Consider the following 20,377-nt stretch of genomic DNA (forward strand, 5'->3'; position numbering starts at 1 on the left):
GGGGTGTCGCTAAAGCGAGCCGCACGGGCTGATGGCAACGAGACGTCACCGGGCCGGGGCGGCTCGCGCGGAAGCGGCAAGGGCCGCTCGCGGACGGTATCGGTCGTCCGCGAGCGGCTTATCCAGCCTCAGCTGCGATACCAGGCAGCGACGTTCCAGGTGTCGACGTCCCAGCCGCTGTGGTCGTGCATCAGATTGGTCACCGAGGCGGCGACGCGGGTGCGCGAAAGCAGCGGCAGGATCACATTGGCTTCACAGAAGATCTCATTGACCTTGATCAGGAGCGCGGCGCGCTTGGCCGGATCGAGCTCCTTCTGGGCGGCCTTGTAGGCCTCGTCGGCTGCAGGATCCGAATAGCGCGAGACGTTCCGGCCCAGCCACTTGTTCTCCTTGTTGGCGATCTCCCACGAGACGAACTGGTTGAGGAAACGCTCCGGATCGGGCTGCGGCTGCGTCGTCGTATACATCTCCATGTCGACATAGAGCTTGGTGTAGGTGTCGGGATTGGCGACGTCGGAGGAGAAGAACACCGATGCCGTCACCGACTTCAGCTCCAGGTCGATGCCGACCTTCTGGCACGCCTGCTTGATGATCGCCTGCGTCTTCTGGCGCGGGGCGTTGATCGAGGTCTGGTAGACGTATTTGAGCTTCTTGCCGTCCTTCTCGCGGATGCCGTCCGAGCCCTTCTTGTAGCCGGCGTCGTCGAGGATCTTGTTGGCCTTCTCGACGTTAAACTCGTATTTCAGCTTCTGCGACTTGAACTGCTTGGGCTCGTTGACGAAGCTCGCCGTTGCGGTGCCGCCGCGGCCGTAGATGAACTTCTGGATCGAATCGCGGTCGATCAGCAGATTGATCGCCTCGCGCACCTTCGGATCCGACAGGGTCGGGTGCTTGGTCTTGACGCTGGAGCGCTCGCCGTCGACCTCGGTCCACGGATCGGTGGTGTTGAGGATGATGAACTCGATGTCGCCCGAGGCGACCGCGCTGACCTTGCCGCGGCCGCCGGTCTCCATCTTCTTCAGCACCTCGTCCTCGACCTGCAGGTTCCAGGCGTAGTCGAACTCGCCGGTCTGCAGGACGGCCCGCGCCGCCGAGACCGCATCGCCGCCGCCCTTGACTTCGATCGTGTCGAAATGCGGCTGGTTCTTGACGTGGTAATCCTCGTTGCGCGCGCCGGTCAGGATATCGCCCGGCTTGAAGTCGACGAACTTGTACGGACCGGTGCCGACCGGCTTGAGATTGGCCGGGGCCTCGCGCGATTTGGCACCCTTGTAGTCGCCGAAATGGTGCTTCGGCAGGATCTGGCCGACGACGCCGACGAAGGGATCGGCCCAGAACGGCGTCGGCTCCTTGAAGATGACCTGGACGGTGTGGTCGTCGACCTTTTCGACCTTGATGTTGGTGTAGGAGCCGGTGGTGTAGGCGGCTGTCGCCGGATCGGCGGCATATTCCCAGGTGAAGACGACGTCGTCGGCGGTGAACGGCTTGCCGTCATGCCATTTGACGCCCTGCTTCAGCTTCCAGGTCACGACCTTGCCGTCTTCGGAGAGGCCGCCATTGGCCCGGCTCGGCACTTCGGCGGCGAGCTGCGGGGTGAGGTTGCCGTCCTTGTCCCAGCCGGCGAGCGGCTCGAAGAAGATGCGCCCGGCGATCTGGTCCTTGGTGCCGCTGGCGAAGTGCGGGTTGAGCAGCGTCGGCGCCTGCCAGAGCAGGATCTTCAGCGGCCCGCCGCCGCCGGCCTTGGTCGGCTTGTACTGCAGCGACGCCTGCGCCATGGCGACGTCGTTCCAGGCCAGGATCTGCGAAGCGATCGGCGCCGTGATGCCGACGGCAGCCAGTCTGCGAATGAAGGAGCGGCGGGAGATCGCGCCGTCCTTCACGTTCTCGATCAAGCTGCTCAGCGTACGCTCGTCCATCATATTCCCCTGTTCTAGCCGGCCTATTATGAGATGGCCTGGAGGGCAGCCTAATGCATGCTCGGCTCGGGGGCTATGCCCTGTTTTGGCCGCAAATCCGGCATTCCGCCTGGATAAGGGGCATGTCCCAGCGTCAGGCGGTCGCGATTTCGCGAGCGAGATTGGCGAGATAACCGCACTCGTCGGCGGATTCGTTGTTCCACCACATAGCGCAAAGATTGTGCGAAGGGTTCGGCGGATCGGCTTCGAGCACGCGCAGCGCCAGCTTCTCGCCGGAGAGGTGGATCATCTCGCGCCGACCGAGCCAGGCCCGCCGGATGCGGCGCTGGCGGCGCTATACCAAGGTATCGGCCGCGATCCCATCGTCCGATTGATCGCCATCGCCTTGGGGCGCAGAGAGGCGATGACTTCGCGGCGCGGACCGCGAGGCGCTGTCGCAACTACCGGCTTTCCGTCGCAGGGACATGGCCATGCCGACCGATCGCATGCAGCCATCGCTGCGGCGTGGGTCGTCGTGTGCGCCCGTTCGCGCGTCGGACCGCCCCACCGGGACCGAAGAGGTGGGCCATGAACAACGTCGTCGCGTTTCGGCACTCTGTAATCTCGCGAGCGCTGGCCTGGCCGAACTTGCGCCCGAGCAACGGCACTCTCCTGCGCAGGGCTGCACAGAAGCGATCAGGGCTGGTTGCCGAATGGCGCATCAATGCAGCTGACGGGCGCCTGGAGTGCCGCTGGCGCAGCGAGGGCGGGGAGCAGCGCGACGATGACGGCAGTTGCCGCTCAGGGTGCAGGCGCGCCGCCTGACCAAGTCGCCCAGCCCGCAAGGCCGGCCACCGGCCGCAGTCACTTCCATCCCGCCGAGGTTCCCATGGCGTTTCTGTCGAACCGCGATACGAGGTCCAGTGCGCTCGCCGCGCTGACGCGCAATCGTGTCCTGCCCAACCTCTATGATCTGGCGGCGTTCGCGCTGCTCGCTGCATTAGCTGTGCTGGCGCTGCATGGCGCAGCGGCGATGCGCGCGCCACTATCCGGCCTCGCCACCGAGCCGGTCGTGCTCGATCCGGCGCTGCTGCCGGACTATGCGCTGCGCACGACGATGCGGATGTTCGCCGCGATCATCGCCTCGCTCGCCTTCACCTTCACCATCGCGACGCTGGCGGCCAAGAGCCGGCGCGCCGAGATGGTGATCATCCCGGCGCTCGACATCCTGCAATCGGTGCCGGTGCTCGGCTTCCTGACTTTCACCGTCACCTTCTTCATGGGGCTGTTCCCGGGCAGCCAGCTCGGCGCCGAATGCGCCTCGATCTTCGCGATCTTCACCAGCCAGGCCTGGAACATGGCCTTTTCGTTCTACCAGTCGCTGCGCACGGTCCCCCGCGATCTCGACGAGGTCAGCCGCAGCTTCGGCCTGTCGTCCTGGCAGCGCTTCTGGCGGCTGGAGGCGCCCTTCGCCATGCCGGGCCTGGTCTGGAACACGATGATGTCGATGTCCGGCGGCTGGTTCTTCGTCGTCGCCTCCGAGGCGATTACCGTGGGCGATACCACCGTGCAGTTGCCGGGCTTGGGCTCCTGGCTGGCGCTCGCGATCAAGGAGCAGAACTTCGCAGCCGTGGCCTGGGCCGTGCTGGCGATGGCGATCGTGATCGGCCTCTACGACCAGCTGCTGTTCCGGCCGATCGTCGCCTGGGCCGACAAGTTCCGTTTCGAGCAGACCGCCGGCCAGCAGAAGCCGCGCTCCTGGGTGCATGGCCTCGCCCGGCGCACCCGCCTGCTCAAGCGCCTGACAGCTCCGCTCGCCTGGCTGGGCGGCCGGCTGCTGCTGGTGCGGTTCCGCAGTGCGCCGCCGCTGCGCCATGAGGTCAGCGCGGGGACCAGCAAGACGCTCGACCGGGCCTGGCTCGTCCTGATTCTCGCCATCGGTGCCTGGGCGATGTGGACCGCCATCGCTTATCTCGGGCAGAGCCTGTCCTGGTCAGATGCCTGGGATCCGCTGGCGCGCGGCCTCGTCACCTTGCTGCGCGTCACCCTGCTGATCGCCGTCGCCAGCGTGATCTGGATCCCGGTCGGCGTCTGGATCGGCCTGCGCCCGGGAATTGCCGAGCGCGTCCAGCCGGTGGCGCAGTTCCTCGCGGCCTTCCCGGCGAATGTGCTGTTCCCCTTCGCCGTCGTCGCCATCGTCGCGACCGGCGCCAGCCCCGACATCTGGCTCTCGCCGCTGATGGTGCTCGGCACGCAGTGGTACATCCTGTTCAACGTCATCGCCGGCGCGAGCGCCTTCCCCACCGATCTGCGCGAGGCGGCGAGCGTCTACCAGTTGCGCTCGTGGACGTGGTGGCGGCGCGTCATGCTGCCGGGGATCTTCCCCTTTTACGTCACCGGGGCGCTGACCGCGTCCGGCGGCTCCTGGAACGCCAGCATCGTCGCCGAAGTCGCGAGCTGGGGCGACACCAAGCTCGAGGCCTATGGCCTCGGCGCCTACATCGCCAACGCGACAGAGGCCGGCGACTTCCCGCGTGTCGTGCTCGGCATCGCCGTCATGTCGCTCTTCGTCACGCTCTTCAACCGCCTGCTCTGGCGCCCGCTCTATGTGATGGCGGAACGCCGGATGCGCCTAGACTGAACCTTTCCGCAGGAGGATGCCGCTATGAACGAGATCAGCGCGACCCGCGATTTCAAGGCCGGGAATGCCACTCCGCTCGTCAGCGCCAAAGAGGTCTGCCAGAGCTACGACAAAGGCGCGGCCGGCTCGCTGGTCGTGCTCGACAAGGTCGATGTCGAGCTTCGGCCTGGCGAGATCGTCGGCCTGCTCGGCCGCTCGGGCTCGGGCAAGTCGACGCTGCTGCGGGCGATCGCCGGGCTGATCCAGCCGAGCGGCGGCACCGTCACCTTCGAGGGGCGGGCCGTGACCGGGCCGAGCTCGGGCGTCGCCGTGGTGTTCCAGAGCTTTGCACTGTTCCCCTGGCTGAGCGTGCTGGAGAATGTCGAGCTCGGCCTGGAGGCGCAGGGCGTCGCGCCGGCCGAACGGCGCAAGCGCGCGCTCGCCGCCATCGACCTGATCGGCCTCGACGGCTTCGAGAGCGCCTATCCAAAAGAGCTCTCCGGCGGCATGCGCCAGCGTGTCGGGCTCGCCCGCGCTTTGGTCGTGCACCCCAAGGTTCTGCTGATGGACGAGCCGTTCTCGGCGCTCGACGTCCTCACCGCCGAGACGCTGCGCACCGATCTGCTCGATCTCTGGTGCGAGGGACGGATGCCGATCGAGGCGATCCTGATGGTGACGCACAATATCGAGGAGGGCGTGCTGATGTGCGACCGCATCCTGATCTTCGGCTCCAATCCGGGCCGCGTCATCGCCGAGCTGAAGGTCGAGCTGCCGCAGCCGCGCGACCGTCTCGATCCCGCCTTCCGCACCTTGGTCGAGGACATCTATGCCCGCATGACCGCGAAGGCCGGCGCGCCGGCACGGGACGGCTTCTTTCCCGGCACCGGCATCGCCATGGCGCTGCCGCGGGTTTCGACCAATCTGATGGCCGGGCTGATCGAGACGATCGCGGGCGCGGCCTACAGGGGGGAGGCCGACCTGCCGCCGCTCGCGGCCGAACTGCACCTGGAGATCGACGATCTCTTCCCGGTGGCCGAGACGCTGCAGCTGCTGCGTTTCGCCGATCTCGAAGGCGGCGACATCAGGCTGACCGCCGCGGGCTTGCGCTTCGCCGACGCCGATGTCGACGGACGCAAGCGCCTCTTCGCCCAGCAGCTCGCGGCCTATGTGCCGCTCGCCGCCCATATCCGGCGGGTGCTCGACGAGCGCTCCAGCCACAAGGCACCGGCGCCACGCTTCCGCGACGAGCTCGAAGACCACATGTCGGAGGACTATGCCGCGACGACGCTGAAGGCGGTGACGAACTGGGCCCGCTATGGCGAGTACTTCGCCTATGACGAGGATGCCGACCTGTTCACGCTGGACAATCCGAGCTGATGCACGGGCTGGACAGAGCGCTCGGCCATCTGTCTTGTCCGATAGCTTGACTGGGTAGGCCGGTGGCGAAGGGCAGGGCATGAGGAGCGATCGCGAGCGCATGCGCATCGAAAGACCATGGCTCTGGCTCGGCCTGATCGCGGCGATGGCCGCGATCTTCTTGGCCGACACCTTCACCAGCCTGGAGATTGCGGTCGCCGTCCTCTATGTCGCGGTGATCCTGATCTCGGTCAGGTTCGACCGGCCGGCGGTCGTCGTCTCGTTCGGCGCCGGCAGCGCCGTTTTGACGGTGCTGAGCTATCTGCTGACGCCGCGCGGAATCCAGGAGACCGGCCTGGCGAACGGAGCCCTGAGCTTGATCGCCATCGGCGCGACCACCTATCTGGCCTTGCGGATCGGGGAGGCGGAGGCGCGCATCCGCCAGACCCAGGCCGAGCTGGCCCATATGGCGCGCGTCACCACCATGGGCGAACTGGCCGCCTCGATCGCGCATGAGGTCAGCCAGCCACTGGCCGGGATCGCCGCCAGCGGCCATGCCGCCCTGCGCTGGCTCGCGGCGACACCGCCCGATACCAGCGAGGCCAAGCGGGCCCTGCAGCGCGTCGTCGCCGATGCCGATCGCGCCGGCGAGGTGATCGGGCGCGTACGCAACCTCGTGGCCAAGGCTCCGCCTTCGCGTGACCGGCTCGATATGGTCGCGTTGATCGAGGAGGTTCTGGCCCTGACCCGCGGCGAATTGCGCAGGCACCGCGTGATGCTCCAGACCGATCTGGCCGATGACCTGCCGCAGCCGCTTGGCGACAAGGTTCAGCTCCAGCAGGTCGTGCTCAACCTGGTGATCAACGCGGCCGAGGCGATGGGCGGCCTGGAGACCGGGCCGCGCGACCTGCTGGTCGGCGCTGCCAGCGACGGCCGCGCGATCACGGTGAGCGTCCGCGACACCGGCGTCAGCCTGGCGCCGGCGGCGATCGAGCAGGTGTTCGAGGCCTTCCACTCGACCAAGCCGGGCGGGATGGGCATGGGCCTCGCGATCAGCCGCTCGATCGTCGAGGCGCATGGCGGGACGGTCTACGCCGCCGTCAATCATCCCCGTGGCATGGTCTTCGGCTTCACCTTGCCCGTGGCGGGCACAGAATCGGACGAACGCCATGGATAAGCCGGCCACCGTCTTCGTCGTCGACGACGATGTCTCGGTCCGCGAGGGGCTCGACAGCCTGCTCCGCTCGGTCGGCTATGCGGTCTCGGTTTTCGCATCGGTGCGGGAGTTCGCGCTGGTCCGGCGTCCCGACACGCCGTCCTGTCTCGTCCTCGACGTCCGGATGCCAGGCCCGAGCGGCATGGACTTCCAGGCGGAGCTTTCCGCCCTGAACGATCCGATCCCGATCGTTTTCCTTACTGGCCATGGCGACGTGCCGATGGCGGTGCGGGCGATCAAGCTTGGGGCAGTCGAGTTCCTGCTGAAGCCGTTCCGCGAGCAGGACCTGCTGGATGCGGTGCGTGTGGCGATCGGGAAGGACGAGGCGAGGCGCAAGGACGAGGCGGCACTCGCCGAGCTGAAAGAGCGCTTCGCGACGCTGACGATGCGGGAGAAGGAGGTTCTCGCCTTCGTCGCGCAGGGGCGCCTCAACAAGCAGATTGCCGCCGATCTCGGCCTGAGCGAGGTGACCGTGAAGGTGCATCGCGGCCAGGTGATGCGGAAGATGGGCGCCGCGACGCTGGCCGAGTTGGTCCGGCTTGCCGATCTCATCGCCGGACAGGAGCGGGCGATCCGATGAGGGTGGACGTTCTCGGGCTGCAGGCCTTCGTCAGCATCGCAGAGCGCGGCAGCTTCCGCGCCGCCGCCTCGCATCTCAACCTGTCGCAGACGGCGCTCAGCCACCGCATCCGCAAGCTCGAGGAATCGCTGGGAACGCCGCTCTTCCTGCGCACGACGCGGCAGGTCTCGCTGACCGCGGCGGGCACGACGCTGCTGCCGCGGGCGCGGCGTATCTTCGAGGATCTGGGCTTCGCCATCAACGAGGTCAGGGTCGACCTGCGCGAGGGCGACGAGCAGGTCTCGCTCGGCTGCCTGCCGACGGTGGCGGCCCATTGCATGCCGGCAGTGATCGCTGCTTTCGCCGCGCGCCATCCCGGTGTCGGCGTCCGCATCCACGACAACTCGGCGTCCGAGATCGCCGACAAGGTCCAGTCGGGCGAGGCCGAGTTCGGCGTCACCATCGTCGCCGCCAATCGCTGGGACCTCGAGTTGAAGCCGGTCGTCAAGGAGCCGTTCGTGCTGGTCAGCCATCGCTCGATGCCGCTGGCGCAGGAGGCGTCGCTGACCTGGGCGCAATTGCAGGACGAGCCGCTGGTGCGGATCAGCGCCGAGACCGGCAACCGCATCCTGATCGACGATGCGCTCGGCGCCAGGCGCGAGAGCCTGACCTGGCGCTACGAGGTCCAGCGCGTCGTCACCGCGGTCAGCTTGGTACGCTCGCGCATCGGCTACGCGGTGGTGCCGCAGCTTTCGCTCGATATCGTCGATGCCGGCGAGCTCGTCGCGATCCCGCTGCGCTCCCCGGCTGTGACCCGCACGCTCGGCATCATCACGCGCAAATCGGTGCCGCTGCGCCCGGTGACGCGTGACCTGATCACGATCTTGAGCCAGGCGCTCAAACGCAGCGTCGTGCCGCGGCGAGATGAAGAAAAGTAATCAATCGCTGCATTCTTATCATTTGATGGCAGAATGGCTTTGGCCGACCCTCGCGGCGGGATGAAACGCGCGAGGAGAAGCCAGCAATGGCAGGCGCCAACACGACGGCGATCGCCTTCATCGGCTTCGGCGAGGTCGGCCAGACCTTCTCGCGCGGCCTGCTGGCCAATGACGGCGTCGCCATCCGCGCCTATGACCTGCTCTTCGGTAGCGACGCCGGCGCCCGTCTTGAAGCGGCGGCGCAGGAACTCGGCGTCGTCCGCGCACCCTCGGCGCAGGAGGCCTGCTCAAACGCAACCTTCGTCTTCTCGGCCGTCACTGCCGACCGCGCCGAGGCGGTGGCTACCGAAGCTGCGGCCTGGCTGAAACCGGGCCAGGTCTTCGTCGATGTCAATTCGGCCGCGCCCTCGACCAAGCAGCGGGCGGCGCAGGCGGTGACCGCAAGTGGTGCCGACTATCTCGAGGCCGCGGTGATGGCGCCGGTGCTGAAGCCTGGCCTCAAGGTGGCGATCCTCTCCGGAGGGCCGCAGGCGCAGGCTGCGTCCGAGGCGCTCAACGGGCTCGGCATGAACCTGACGCCGGTGTCGGAGGTCTATGGTCGGGCCTCGGCGATGAAGCTCTGCCGCTCGATCGTGATCAAGGGGCTGGAGGCGCTGATGGTCGACTGCGCCGCCGCCTGCGAGGCCTGGGACGTCAAGGACCCGGTCTTCGCCAGCCTCAACGCGACCTTCCCCTCGATCGACTTCCATGCGCTCGCCGCCGACATGCGCGAGCGCGTCGCCACCCATGGCGTGCGCCGCTCGGCCGAGATGCGCGAGGCGGCCGAGATGCTGGCGGCGGCGGGGCTGCATCCCGGCGTCGCCCAGGCGGTCGCCGACGCGCAGCTGCGCGGGGCTCGGCGAAAGGAGGGGATGCGATGATGCTGGATCGTCGCTCCGTCCTTGCCGGCATAGGGCTCACTGGCTTCGCCGGGCTTACGTCGGTGCGCGCCCAGCCGGAGTGGCCGAGCCAGCTGATCCGGATCGTCGTGCCGTTCACGCCCGGCGGCAGCACCGACGTGCTGGCGCGACTGATCGCCAGCAATCTCGAGCGCAGCATTCCCGGCAAGGGCTTTGTGATCGAGAACCGGCCGGGCGCCGGCGGCATGACGGCCTCGGGGCAGGTCGCCAAATCCGATCCCGATGGGCACACGCTGATGATGGGCCATATCGGCACGCTCGCCTTCGCGCCCTCGCTCTACCCGAACGTGCCCTATGACCCGGTCAAGGATTTCCAGCCGGTCGCGCTCGTCGCCATGCTGCCGAACATCCTGGCAATCAACCCGAAACTGCCGGCCAAGACCCTCGCCGAGTTCATCGCCTATGCCAAGGCGAACCCCGGCAAGCTGAACTACTCGTCGGGCGGGCAGGGCAGCGCCGCCCATATCGCCACCGCCTATTTCTGCCATCGCGCCGGCATCGAGGCGACGCATGTGCCCTATCGCGGCACGGCGCCTTCGGTGAACGATCTCGTCGCCGGCAACATCCAGTTCACGCTGACGGGCGGGCCGGCGGTTCTACCCTTGGCGGAAGGTGGTCAGCTCAGGGTGCTCGGCGTCGCCGCGCGCGAGCGCGTGGGCTTCGCACCGGACCTGCCGACGCTGTCCGAGAGCGGCCTGCCGGGTTTCGAGGCGGTGCAATGGTACGGGATCGTGGCGCCGGCGCGCACGCCACATCCCGTCGTCGAGCGGCTCAATCGCGAGATCAATACGCTGCTCGGCCAGCCGGATTTCGCCGCGGCGCTGGCCAAGGACGGTGCCATCGCCCGGCCTGAGACGCCGGAAGGCTTCGGCAAGCTGATCGGCTCGGAGCTCGAGCTCTGGCGCGAGGTCATCACCCGCTCCGGCATCAAGGCGGCGGAGTGAGCGATGGGCCAGCTCGCCGTCCCCTGCATGCTGATCCGCGGCGGCACCTCCAAGGGCGCCTATTTCCTGCGCGATGATCTGCCGGCCGATATCGCCGCACGCGACGCTGTCCTCCTTGCGGTGATGGGCTCGCCCGACAAGCGCCAGGTCGACGGGCTCGGCGGCGCCCATCCCCTGACCAGTAAGGTCGCGATCGTCTCGCCCTCGGACGAGCCGGGATGCGACATCGACTTCCTGTTCGCGCAGGTCGGTATCGAGACGGCTTCGGTCGATACCACCCCGAACTGCGGCAATATCCTCGCCGGGATCGGGCCGTTCGCACTGGCACGCGGACTGGTCAAGGCGAGCGGCCCGCGAACCACCGTCCGGGTCCGGACGATCAACACCGGCACGATCGCCGACCTGACCATGGATACGCCGGACGGGCAGGCGAGCGCCGAGGGTGCAGCGCGCATCGACGGCGTGCCGGGAACCTCGGCGCCGATCGATATCGGCTTTCTCGATGCCGAGGGCTCGGTCTGCGGCGCGCTCTTGCCGACCGGCAATGTCGTCGACGTGATCGAGGGCGTGCCCTGCACCCTGATCGACAACGGCATGCCGGTAATCGTGATGCGGGCGGCCGATGTCGGGCGCACCGGCTACGAGCCGCGCGACCAGCTCAACGAGGATGCCGAGCTCAATGCCCGGATCGAGGCCATCCGCCTCGCTGCCGGGCCGCTGATGAATCTCGGCGACGTCGCCAGGAAGGTCGTGCCGAAGATCGCGCTGGTCGCGCCGCCGCAGGCCGGCGGGGCGATCTCGACCCGCAGTTTCATCCCGCATGAATGCCATGCCTCGATCGGCGTCTTCGCAGCCGTGACGGTCGCCACCGCCGCCGTCTTGCCGGGCTCGCCTGCGGCTTCGGTCGTCGTGATGCCGGAGGGACGCGAGCGGGCGCTTTCGGTCGAGCATCCGACCGGCGAGTTCACGGTGACGCTGACGGTCGGTGGAACCGCAGAGCAGCCGGTCGTCGAGCGGGCCGGGCTGCTGCGCACCGCCCGCATCCTGATGGCAGGGCAGGCCTTCGTGCCGGCCGATAGAGTGCAAGAGGAGCGCATGCCATGAGCGCCCAGAAGACAGGCCTGGTGATAACAGCCCATCCCGGCGATTTCGTCTGGCGCGCCGGCGGAGCTATCGCGCTGCACGCCGGGCGCGGCATGCGCGTCAAGATCCTCTGTCTGTCCTATGGCGAGCGCGGCGAGAGCCAGTTTGCCTGGAAGAAGGCGGGCGTGCAGATGGCGGAGGTCAAGGCGCAGCGCCGCGAAGAGGCGGAAGCTGCTGCGGCAGCGCTCGGCGCCGAGATCGAGTTCATGGATGCCGGCGATTATCCGCTGCGGACAACACCGGAGATGCTCGACCGAGCGATCGACATCTTCCACGAACTCAATCCGAGCTTCGTGCTGACCCATGCGCTCGAAGACCCCTATAATGTCGACCATCCCGAGGCGACGCGCTTCGCGCAGGAGGCGCGCATCATCGCCCAGGCCGCCGGCCACAAGCCCGATCCCAATCGCACCTATGCCGCGCCGCCGGTCTTCCTGTTCGAGCCGCACCAGCCCGAGCAGTGCAATTTCAAGCCGAACGTCATCCTCAACATCGACGAGGTCTGGGAGCAGAAACGCAAGGCGTTCGAGATCCTCGCGGCGCAGAAGCACCTCTGGGAGTACTACACCCGCGTCGCGCTCAACCGCGGCATGCAGGGCGGGCGCAACTCCGGCAAGGCGATGACCTATGGCGAGGCCTATCAGCGCCTCTTCCCGGAAGCGCTGGAGACGCTGGCATGAATCCCGTCGTCATCCGCACCAGCAAGCGTGCGCCCGCCGCGGCGATCGCCGATCTCGCCGCGCTCGGCGTCTCCACCACCCATGAGGCGATGGGCCGGAGCGGGCTGCTGAAGCCCTATATGCGGCCGATCTATGCCGGCGCGCAGATCGCTGGTGGGGCGGTGACGGTGCTGGCCCAGCCGGGCGACAACTGGATGATCCATGTCGCGATCGAGCAGGTGCAGCCGGGCGACGTGCTCGTCGTCGCCTGCACGACCGACAATACCGACGGGATGTTTGGCGACCTGCTGGCGACATCGCTGAAGGCGCGGGGCGGCGTCGGCCTCGTCATCGATGCCGGCGTCCGCGATGTTCGGATGCTGACCGAGATGGGCTTTCCGGTCTGGTCGCGAGCGATTTCGGCCAAGGGGACGGTCAAGGCGACGCTGGGGAGCGTCAACGTTCCGGTGGTCTGCGCCGGGGCGCTGATCCATCCCGGCGACGTAATCGTCGCAGATGACGACGGGGTTGTTATCGTGCCCAGGCGCGATGCCGAGGCGGTTGCCGCCGCCGGCCGCAAGCGCGAGGCCAATGAAGACGAAAAGCGTAGACGCCTGGCTGCTGGCGAACTCGGCCTGGACATGTACGCTATGCGCGACGGCCTCGCCAAAGCGGGCCTCGTCTATCGCGACGATGACGGCGAATAATCCAACGAAAGCCCCGGCAAGGGGATTGGCCAAACACTCGGGAGGAACGACATGACCATTCGCAGGACGGTTCTTAAAGGAATGCTCGGCCTGGCTCTGGCCACCTCGGTCAGCGGCGCGGCTCTGGCGCAGGACGCGGTCAAGATCGGCCTGATCCTGCCGATGACCGGACCCTTCGCCTCGACCGGGCGGCAGATTGCCGCGGCGGCCAATCTCTATATCCAGGAGAAGGGCGCGACCGTCGCCGGCAAAAAGGTCGAGCTCATCGTCAAGGACGACACCGGCACGGCCGACGTCACCCGCCGCATCGCGCAGGAGCTGATCGTCAACGACAAGGTCACCGCGATAGCCGGCTTCGGCCTGACGCCGCTGGCGCTCGCGACCGCGCCGCTGGCGACGCAGGCGAAGACGCCGATGGTGGTGATGGCGGCGGCGACCGCGATCATCACCGAGCGCTCGCCCTTCATCGTGCGCACCAGCCAGGTCGTGCCGCAGATCGCCGCGCCGTTCGGGACCTGGATCGCCAAGCAGGGCACCAAGCGCGTCATCACCATCGTCTCCGACTTCGGCCCGGGCCATGACGTCGAGAGCTCGTTCTCGGAGGCGTTCAAGGCCGGCGGCGGCCAGGTCGAGAACATCCGCGTGCCCCTGCAGAACCCCGATTTCTCGCCCTTCCTGCAGCGCGTCGCCGACGCCAAGCCCGAAGCGCTGCTGGTCTTCGTGCCATCCGGCGTCGGTGCCCAGTTCATGAAGCAGTTCGTCGAGCGCGGCCTCGACAAGAGCGGCATCAAGCTGATCGGCACCGGCGATCTGACCGATGACGACATTCTCAACGGCATGGGCGATGTCGCGCTCGGCGTCATCACCGCCCAGCACTATTCCGCCTCGCATGACAGCCCCGAGAACAAGGCCTTTGTCGAGGGCTTCAAGAAGGCCAATCCGGGCCTGCGCCCGAACTTCATGGCGGTCGGCGGCTATGACGGCATGCACGCGCTCTATGAGGGACTGAAGAAGACCAAGGGCGAGGGCGGGCAGGCGCTGGTCGACGCGATGAAGGGGATGAGCTGGACGAGCCCGCGCGGGCCGATCTCGATCGATCCCGAGACCCGCGACATCATCCAGAACGTCTACATCCGCAAGGTCGAGCGCGTGAACGGCGAGCTCTACAATCAGGAGTTCGAGACGATCCCCAACGTCAAGGATCCGACCAAGGCGAAGAAGTAAGCCTGGCAGGGCGGACCCGACGTGCTCACCATCCTGTTCGACGGCGTCGCCTACGGCATGATCCTGTTCGTGCTGGCCTGCGGGCTGTCCGTGACCATGGGGTTGATGAACTTCGTCAACCTCGCCCACGGCGCCTTTGCCATGTTCGGCGGCTATGTCACCGTGCTGGCGATGCAGCGGCTCGGCCTGCCGTTCCTGTGGGCGCTGCCGGCGGCCTTCCTCGCCGCTGCGCTCGCGGGCTTGCTGTTGGAGCGGCTGGTCTACCGGCCGATGTACGCCAAGAGCCATCTCGACCAGGTGATGTTCTCGATCGGGCTGGTGTTCATGGCCGTCGCCGGTGCCGACTACCTGATGGGCTCGAGCCAGCAATTCGTGCAGTTGCCGGCCTGGCTGAGCGGGCGCTTCGATCTCGCCGGCATCGGCGTCGGCCGCTACCGGCTCTTCATCATCCTGCTCTGCGGCGCGCTCGCCTTCGCCATGCAATGGGGCTTCACCCGCACACGCTTCGGCAGCCGGCTGCGCGCCGCCGTCGACGACGCCAGGGTGGCACGCGGGCTTGGCATCCCCGTCAACCGGCTGTTCGCGCTGACCTTCGCCTTCGGTTCCGGCCTTGCTGGTCTCGGCGGCGCGCTCGGGATCGAGCTGATGGGGCTCGACCCGACCTTCCCGCTGAAGTTCATGATCTACTTCCTGATCGTCGTGACCGTCGGCGGGACCTCGACCATCTCCGGCCCGTTCTTCGCGGCGATGCTGCTGGGGGTCGCCGATGTCGGCGGCAAGTATCTCGTGCCGCAGCTCGGCGCCTTCATCATCTACGCGCTGATGGTCGTCCTGCTGATCACAAGGCCGCACGGGCTCTTCGCGAGGAGCCGGGCATGAAGGCCGACAGCATCGAGGCGCGCGTCCGGCGCTCGCTCTATGGCGCACGGCGCTGGCATCCGGCCGAGATCGTGTTCTGGGTCCTGGCGCTGGCGGCTTTCTTCCTGCTGCCACGCCAGCTCCTGATCCTCAACGAGATCGCGATCCTCGGGCTGTTCGCGCTCTCGCTCGACCTGATCCTTGGCTATGCCGGCATCGTCTCGCTGGGGCATGCCGCCTTCTTCGGCTTCGGCGCCTATGCGGCCGGGCTCTTCGCCAAGCATGCCAGCGCCGATCCGCTGGCGGGGCTCGCGGTCGGCATGGGCGCAGCCGGGCTGCTCGGGCTGATCAGCAGCCCGCTGATCCTGCGCGGCAGCGACCTGACACGCCTGATGGTGACGCTCGGCGTCGCGCTGATCCTGGGGGAACTGGCCAACTCGCTCGGCTGGCTCACAGGCGGCGCAGACGGGTTGCAGGGCATCATGATGGGGCCGGTGCTCGGCCTGTTCGAGTTCGATATCTTCGGCAGCGTCGCCTATCTCTATTCGCTCACCGTGCTGTTCGTGCTGTTCGTGCTGGCGCGCCGCATCGTCGGCTCGCCCTTCGGCCTTTCGCTGCGGGCGATCCGCGACAACCCGCTGCGCGCTTCCGCCTCAGGCGTGCCGCTGCACTGGCGGCTCGTCGCGGTCTATACGCTCGCGGCCGCCTATGCCGGGGCGGCGGGGGCGCTGCTCGCCCAGACCACGCAATTCGTCTCGCTCGACGTGCTCGCCTTCCATCGCTCGGCCGACCTGATGCTGGTGCTGATCATCGGCGGCGCCGGCTATCTCTATGGCGGGCTGATCGGCGCGGTTGCCTTCAAGCTGCTGCAGGACGTGATCGCGAGCTTCACGCCGCAATACTGGATGTTCTGGATCGGGCTGTTCCTTGTCCTCTTCGTCCTCGGCGGCCGCGAACTGATCCATGGCGGGATCAAGGCGGTTGTCGGCCGTGTCGCGCGCCTCGGCCGGAGGGCGTCGACATGAGCGTGGCGCTCCAGACCTTCGATCTCTGCAAGAGCTTCGGTGGCATCACCGCGACCGACCATGTCGACTTCACGCTGGCAAAGGGCGCGCGCCACGCGCTGATCGGTCCGAACGGCGCCGGCAAGACCACCTTCGTCAACCAGTTGACCGGGGTGCTGCGCCCGAGTTCCGGCCGGGTCGAGCTGATGGGCGAGGACATCACCACGCTGCCCCGCGAGGCGCGGGTCGGGCGCGGGCTGGCGCGCACCTTCCAGATCAACCAGCTCTTCGGAACGATGACGCCTGTCGAGATGATCGCGCTGGTGACCTCGGAGCGGCTCGGCCGCGGCCGGCAGCCCCTGCGTGCTCTCGACAGGGACAAGGAACTCGTCGCCGAGACGGCCGAGATCCTCGCCCGCTTCAGGCTCGACGACATCATGGACGAGCGGATCGCGACCTTGCCCTATGGCAAGCAAAGGCAGATCGAGATCGCTGCTGCCTTCGCGGCGAGGCCGAGCGTGCTGCTGCTCGACGAACCGGCGGCGGGCGTGCCCGAGGCCGAGCGGCGCGAGCTGATGGCGATGGTCGCCGGACTGCCGGAGGACGTCTCGGTCCTGCTGATCGAGCACGACATGGACCTCGTCTTCCGCTTCGCGACGCGCATCACGGTGCTGGTCAATGGCCGCCTGCTCGCCGACGGCACGCCGAGCGAGATCGCCAATGATCCGGCCGTTCGCGCCGCCTATCTCGGGGAGCATAGCCATGGCTGAGCTCCTCGAAGTCGAACGCCTCAGTGCCGGCTATGGCGAGGCCCAGGTGCTGTTCGACATCGATCTTTCGCTCGCCGAGGGGCGCTCGCTGGCGCTGCTCGGCCGCAATGGCGTCGGCAAGACCACCCTGGTCAACAGCATCATCGGCGTCACCCGCCGCCGCGGCGGTCGGATTGTGCTTGCAGGGCGCGATCTCACCACGGCGACGCCCGAGCAGCGTGCCCATGCCGGCATCGGCTGGGTGCCGCAGGAGCGCAACATCTTCAAGTCGCTGACCGTGCTGGAGAACCTGACTGCCGTCGCGACGCCGGGCGCCTGGACGACCGAGCGCGTCTTTTCGATGTTCCCGCGCCTCGCCGAGCGCAAGGCAAATCTCGGCAACCAGCTCTCCGGCGGCGAGCAGCAGATGCTGGCGATCGGCCGGGCATTGATGCTCAATCCGAAGCTGCTGCTCCTGGACGAGCCGACCGAGGGGCTGGCGCCGATCATCGTCGAGGAATTGCTGCGCGCACTGAAGCGGCTCGTCCGCGATGAGGGGCTCTCGGCGATCGTGATCGAGCAGCACGCCCGCAAGATCCTCGAGCTCACCGACGAGGCGATCGTGCTCGAGCGCGGCCGCGTCGTCCTCGCCGCGGGGAGCGCCGAGCTCCTCGTCGACCCGTCACGGCTGGAGCGCCATCTCGGCCTCGCAGCCGCCTGAACCAACGACAGAACCAGTGAAAGGAAACGCCATGAGCCAGAGACAGAAGCCGCCGTTCCGGGGCGACATGGTCGGCAGCCTGCTGCGCAGCGCGCCGGTCAAGGACGCCCGCGCCAAGCTTGCGGCCGGTGAGATCGATCAGGCCGAATTGACCGCGATCGAGGACGAGGAAATCAGGAAGCTCGTGCGCAAGCAGGAGGAGGTCGGCCTGCAGGCTGTGACCGATGGCGAGTTCCGCCGCGCCTTCTGGCATTTCGACTTCCTCGACGGCCTCTCCGGCGTCACCAGCTTCGAGACCGATTCAGGCATCCAGTTCAAGGGCGTCACCACCAAGGGCCATGCCGTCCGCGTCACCGGCAAGCTCGACTTCCCGGACGATCATCCGCATCTGGCCCATTTCAAGTTCCTGGCCTCGACGACCAGCCGGGTGCCGAAGATGACGATCCCGAGCCCGTCCATGCTGCACTATCGCGGCGGCCGGAAGGCGATCGATCCGAGTGCCTATCTGCGGATCGAGGACTATTACGAGGATCTCGGCAAGGTCTACGCCAAGGCGATCAAGGCCTTCTACGATGCCGGCTGCCGCTATCTGCAGCTCGACGATACCAGCCTGTCCTATTTCTGCGATCCGGAGCAGCGCAAGATGCTGGCCGAGCGCGGCGACGACCCGGAGCAGCTGGTCTTCATCTATCGCGACGTTCTCAACGCGGCGCTGAAGGCGAAGCCCGCCGACATGCAGATCACCACCCATACCTGCCGCGGCAATTTCAAGTCGACCTTCATCGCCTCGGGCGGCTACGAGCCGGTCGCCGAGATGGTCTTCAACGAGATCAATGTCGACGGCTATTTCATGGAGTGGGACGATGACCGCTCGGGTGGCTTCGAGCCGCTGCGCTTCCTGCCCAAGGGGGACAAGCAGGTCGTGCTCGGCCTGGTGACCTCGAAGTTCGGCGAGATTGAAAGCAAGGACAATCTCAAGCGCCGGATCGAGGCGGCGTCCAAATACGCGCCGCTCGAGCAGCTCTGCCTGTCGCCGCAATGCGGCTTCGCCTCGACCGAGGAAGGCAATGTCCTGGCCGAGGACGAGCAATGGGCCAAGCTCTCGCGCATCCTGGAAGTTGCCAAGGAAGTCTGGGGATGAGCAGCGAGCCCTGCTTCGACATCGCCCATCTCGGCCATGTCGAGCTCTTCACCAACAAGCCGCAGGAGAGCCTCGACTTCTTCGTCGAGATCTTCGGGCTGACGGAGAGCGGGCGCGAGGGCGACAGCGTCTACCTGCGTGCCTGGGACGATTACGAGTTCCACACGCTGAAGCTCACCGCGGCGAAGACGACCGGTGTCGGCCATATCGGCTATCGCGCCTCAAGCGAGGCGGCGCTCCTGCGCCGCGTCGCGGCGATCGAGGCGATGGGCTGCGGCATCGGCTGGAGCGATGGCGATCTCGGCCATGGCCGGGCCTATCGCTTCCGCGATCCGGACGACCACGTCTTCGAAATCTATTTCGAGACCAATAAGTATGCCGCTCCTGAAAAGGAACGGCCGGCCCTGAAGAACCAGGCGCAGCGCAACCATGGCCGGGGCTGCGCCGTGCGCCGGCTCGACCATCTCAACCTGCTGGCGCAGGACGTCGCGGTGATCCGCGACTTCATGCCGAAGGCGCTGGGCAGCCGGGTGACCGAGCAGATCGTGCTCGACTCAGGCGAGGTCGGCGGCTGCTGGTTCACCGTCAACAACAAGAGCTACGACATCGCCTATACCCGCGACCACACCCCGGCGCGCGGGCGCTTCCACCATGTCACCTATGCCGTCGACCAGCGCGAGCACATATTGGAGGCGGCCGATCTCTTTCTCGAGAACGGCGTCTTCATCGAGACCGGGCCGCACAAGCACGCGGTGCAGCAAACCTTCTTCCTCTATGTCTACGAACCCGCCGGAAACCGCGTCGAGATCGCCAATGCCGGCGCGCGCCTGATCCTCGATCCCGACTGGCAGACCGTGACCTGGACGGAAGAGGAGCGGAAGAAGGGCCAGGCCTGGGGGCTGAAGACGATCGAGAGTTTTCACACTCACGGGACGCCGCCTTCGGGCAGATAGCGCGGCTGAAGCTGCGCTCTCACACCACTTCCGAGACGATCTTGGCGATCAGCGCGTTCGACAGGATGACCGGGAGGCCGGCCGCAGCCGCCTCCTGGCGATGCTGCTCGACGAAGCCCATGCAGTCCATCAGCAGGATGTTGGCGCCGCGCTCGGCGAGGGCTTCGGCGGCCTCCGCGACCGTCAGGCCGCCGCCGCCATAGGGCGAGGCGGCGGCATAGATCGGTGCGCGCGCGAGAGGCGCCCATTTCCCGGCTTCGGAGGCGATCTGCTCGGCGAGCGGCACGATGATGCCGAGCTGAGCATCCTGGACCAGTGCCGCGACCGTCGGTGGCAGGATGCGATCCGGCTCGATCAGCCGGGCGCGCTCCGTGCGCAGGCTGACGAAATGCCCGGTGCAGAGCATCAGGATCGTGCTGCAACTGGCCGCTTCGAGCGCTGCGAGCTTGGCCTGCGCCGCCTGCTCGGTACGGTCGCGGTCGATGACGACCGAGGTTCCGTCGAGCAGCTTGGTGATCAGGAGCGCGCCATCTGGCTCGGGCGCGAAGTCGCGGTCGATCTCCGCGCGCGACAACCCGTCGAGCACGCCGGCATGCAGCCGCGGCAGCTCAGGGCCCAGCACTGCATCGAGGATCGGCGTGATGTCGGCGCGCGGCGCCTGGCCGATGGTGAGGGTGCCGAGCTTGGCCATGGCTGCGTCCTTCCTGAGATGAAGCGGCTCGGGCCGGTGC

Annotated in this window: 20 protein-coding genes; 17 read left to right on the forward strand and 3 right to left on the reverse strand. The window is 67.2% G+C overall.

Annotated features, from left to right (window positions below):
• Window positions 1-128: 128 nt before the first annotated feature.
• Both V7S63_RS26950 and V7S63_RS26955 read right to left on the reverse strand, forming a co-directional pair.
• Entirely contained in the window at window positions 129-1,916 is a 1,788-nt protein-coding gene (locus tag V7S63_RS26950) for a peptide ABC transporter substrate-binding protein (RefSeq protein ID WP_336532576.1), read from the reverse strand.
• A 133-nt stretch (window positions 1,917-2,049) separates the two neighbouring features.
• Window positions 2,050-2,205: a hypothetical protein gene (locus V7S63_RS26955; RefSeq protein WP_336532577.1), complete on the reverse strand. Its 156-nt coding sequence runs from the start codon at window positions 2,203-2,205 to the stop codon at window positions 2,050-2,052.
• Window positions 2,206-2,784: 579 nt separating this feature from the next.
• Here V7S63_RS26955 and V7S63_RS26960 point away from each other — a divergent pair.
• The 17 genes from V7S63_RS26960 to V7S63_RS27040 all read left to right on the forward strand — a co-directional run bounded on the left by V7S63_RS26960 (window position 2,785) and on the right by V7S63_RS27040 (window position 19,646).
• Window positions 2,785-4,536 (forward strand): ABC transporter permease, encoded by a 1,752-nt coding sequence (locus V7S63_RS26960; RefSeq protein WP_336532578.1) that lies wholly within the window; start codon window positions 2,785-2,787, stop codon window positions 4,534-4,536.
• Window positions 4,537-4,560: 24 nt separating this feature from the next.
• Window positions 4,561-5,892 (forward strand): ABC transporter ATP-binding protein, encoded by a 1,332-nt coding sequence (locus V7S63_RS26965; protein ID WP_336532579.1) that lies wholly within the window; start codon window positions 4,561-4,563, stop codon window positions 5,890-5,892.
• A gap of 79 nt (window positions 5,893-5,971) precedes the next feature.
• Window positions 5,972-7,048 (forward strand): sensor histidine kinase, encoded by a 1,077-nt coding sequence (locus tag V7S63_RS26970; protein WP_336532580.1) that lies wholly within the window; start codon window positions 5,972-5,974, stop codon window positions 7,046-7,048.
• Window positions 7,041-7,667 carry a response regulator transcription factor gene (locus tag V7S63_RS26975; RefSeq protein ID WP_336532581.1) on the forward strand — a complete coding sequence of 209 codons (627 nt, stop codon included), beginning with the start codon at window positions 7,041-7,043 and terminating at the stop codon, window positions 7,665-7,667. Before V7S63_RS26970 ends, V7S63_RS26975 begins: the two co-directional genes overlap by 8 nt.
• Window positions 7,664-8,584 carry a LysR family transcriptional regulator gene (locus tag V7S63_RS26980; protein WP_336532582.1) on the forward strand — a complete coding sequence of 307 codons (921 nt, stop codon included), beginning with the start codon at window positions 7,664-7,666 and terminating at the stop codon, window positions 8,582-8,584. Before V7S63_RS26975 ends, V7S63_RS26980 begins: the two co-directional genes overlap by 4 nt.
• Before the next feature lie 86 nt (window positions 8,585-8,670).
• On the forward strand, window positions 8,671-9,504 hold the full coding sequence (locus V7S63_RS26985) for a DUF1932 domain-containing protein (protein ID WP_336532583.1): 834 nt from the start codon (window positions 8,671-8,673) through the stop codon (window positions 9,502-9,504).
• Window positions 9,501-10,487 (forward strand): Bug family tripartite tricarboxylate transporter substrate binding protein, encoded by a 987-nt coding sequence (locus V7S63_RS26990; RefSeq protein ID WP_336532584.1) that lies wholly within the window; start codon window positions 9,501-9,503, stop codon window positions 10,485-10,487. Before V7S63_RS26985 ends, V7S63_RS26990 begins: the two co-directional genes overlap by 4 nt.
• Before the next feature lie 3 nt (window positions 10,488-10,490).
• The gene (locus V7S63_RS26995) at window positions 10,491-11,591 is read left to right on the forward strand and encodes a 4-oxalomesaconate tautomerase (protein ID WP_336532585.1); all 1,101 of its coding nucleotides are present in this window, start codon (window positions 10,491-10,493) and stop codon (window positions 11,589-11,591) included.
• Window positions 11,588-12,310 (forward strand): PIG-L deacetylase family protein, encoded by a 723-nt coding sequence (locus V7S63_RS27000; RefSeq protein WP_091836674.1) that lies wholly within the window; start codon window positions 11,588-11,590, stop codon window positions 12,308-12,310. Before V7S63_RS26995 ends, V7S63_RS27000 begins: the two co-directional genes overlap by 4 nt.
• A complete protein-coding gene (locus tag V7S63_RS27005; RefSeq protein WP_336532586.1) occupies window positions 12,307-12,996 on the forward strand; it encodes a 4-carboxy-4-hydroxy-2-oxoadipate aldolase/oxaloacetate decarboxylase in 690 nt (229 codons plus the stop codon). The genes V7S63_RS27000 and V7S63_RS27005 overlap by 4 nt, the downstream gene beginning before the upstream one ends.
• Window positions 12,997-13,047: 51 nt before the next feature.
• Window positions 13,048-14,220 (forward strand): ABC transporter substrate-binding protein, encoded by a 1,173-nt coding sequence (locus tag V7S63_RS27010; RefSeq protein WP_336532587.1) that lies wholly within the window; start codon window positions 13,048-13,050, stop codon window positions 14,218-14,220.
• Between the two features lie 21 nt (window positions 14,221-14,241).
• On the forward strand, window positions 14,242-15,099 hold the full coding sequence (locus V7S63_RS27015; RefSeq protein ID WP_336532588.1) for a branched-chain amino acid ABC transporter permease: 858 nt from the start codon (window positions 14,242-14,244) through the stop codon (window positions 15,097-15,099).
• On the forward strand, window positions 15,096-16,103 hold the full coding sequence (locus V7S63_RS27020; RefSeq protein WP_336532589.1) for a branched-chain amino acid ABC transporter permease: 1,008 nt from the start codon (window positions 15,096-15,098) through the stop codon (window positions 16,101-16,103). The genes V7S63_RS27015 and V7S63_RS27020 overlap by 4 nt, the downstream gene beginning before the upstream one ends.
• Window positions 16,100-16,852 (forward strand): ABC transporter ATP-binding protein, encoded by a 753-nt coding sequence (locus tag V7S63_RS27025; RefSeq protein WP_091836664.1) that lies wholly within the window; start codon window positions 16,100-16,102, stop codon window positions 16,850-16,852. Before V7S63_RS27020 ends, V7S63_RS27025 begins: the two co-directional genes overlap by 4 nt.
• Window positions 16,845-17,552, forward strand: a complete 708-nt coding sequence (locus tag V7S63_RS27030; protein WP_336532590.1) for an ABC transporter ATP-binding protein — start codon at window positions 16,845-16,847, stop codon at window positions 17,550-17,552. The genes V7S63_RS27025 and V7S63_RS27030 overlap by 8 nt, the downstream gene beginning before the upstream one ends.
• 31 nt (window positions 17,553-17,583) lie before the next feature.
• The gene (locus tag V7S63_RS27035; protein ID WP_336532591.1) at window positions 17,584-18,693 is read left to right on the forward strand and encodes a 5-methyltetrahydropteroyltriglutamate--homocysteine S-methyltransferase; all 1,110 of its coding nucleotides are present in this window, start codon (window positions 17,584-17,586) and stop codon (window positions 18,691-18,693) included.
• Window positions 18,690-19,646: a catechol 2,3-dioxygenase gene (locus V7S63_RS27040; RefSeq protein WP_336532592.1), complete on the forward strand. Its 957-nt coding sequence runs from the start codon at window positions 18,690-18,692 to the stop codon at window positions 19,644-19,646. The genes V7S63_RS27035 and V7S63_RS27040 overlap by 4 nt, the downstream gene beginning before the upstream one ends.
• 19 nt (window positions 19,647-19,665) lie before the next feature.
• Here the strand turns inward: V7S63_RS27040 and V7S63_RS27045 are convergent, their stop codons facing one another.
• Window positions 19,666-20,337, reverse strand: a complete 672-nt coding sequence (locus V7S63_RS27045) for an AroM family protein (protein ID WP_336532593.1) — start codon at window positions 20,335-20,337, stop codon at window positions 19,666-19,668.
• Window positions 20,338-20,377 lie beyond the last annotated feature (40 nt).

Origin of the sequence: Allobosea sp. CCNWLY174 (assembly GCF_037120455.1) — a bacterium.
GTDB classification, from domain to species: domain Bacteria; phylum Pseudomonadota; class Alphaproteobacteria; order Rhizobiales; family Beijerinckiaceae; genus Allobosea; species Allobosea lupini.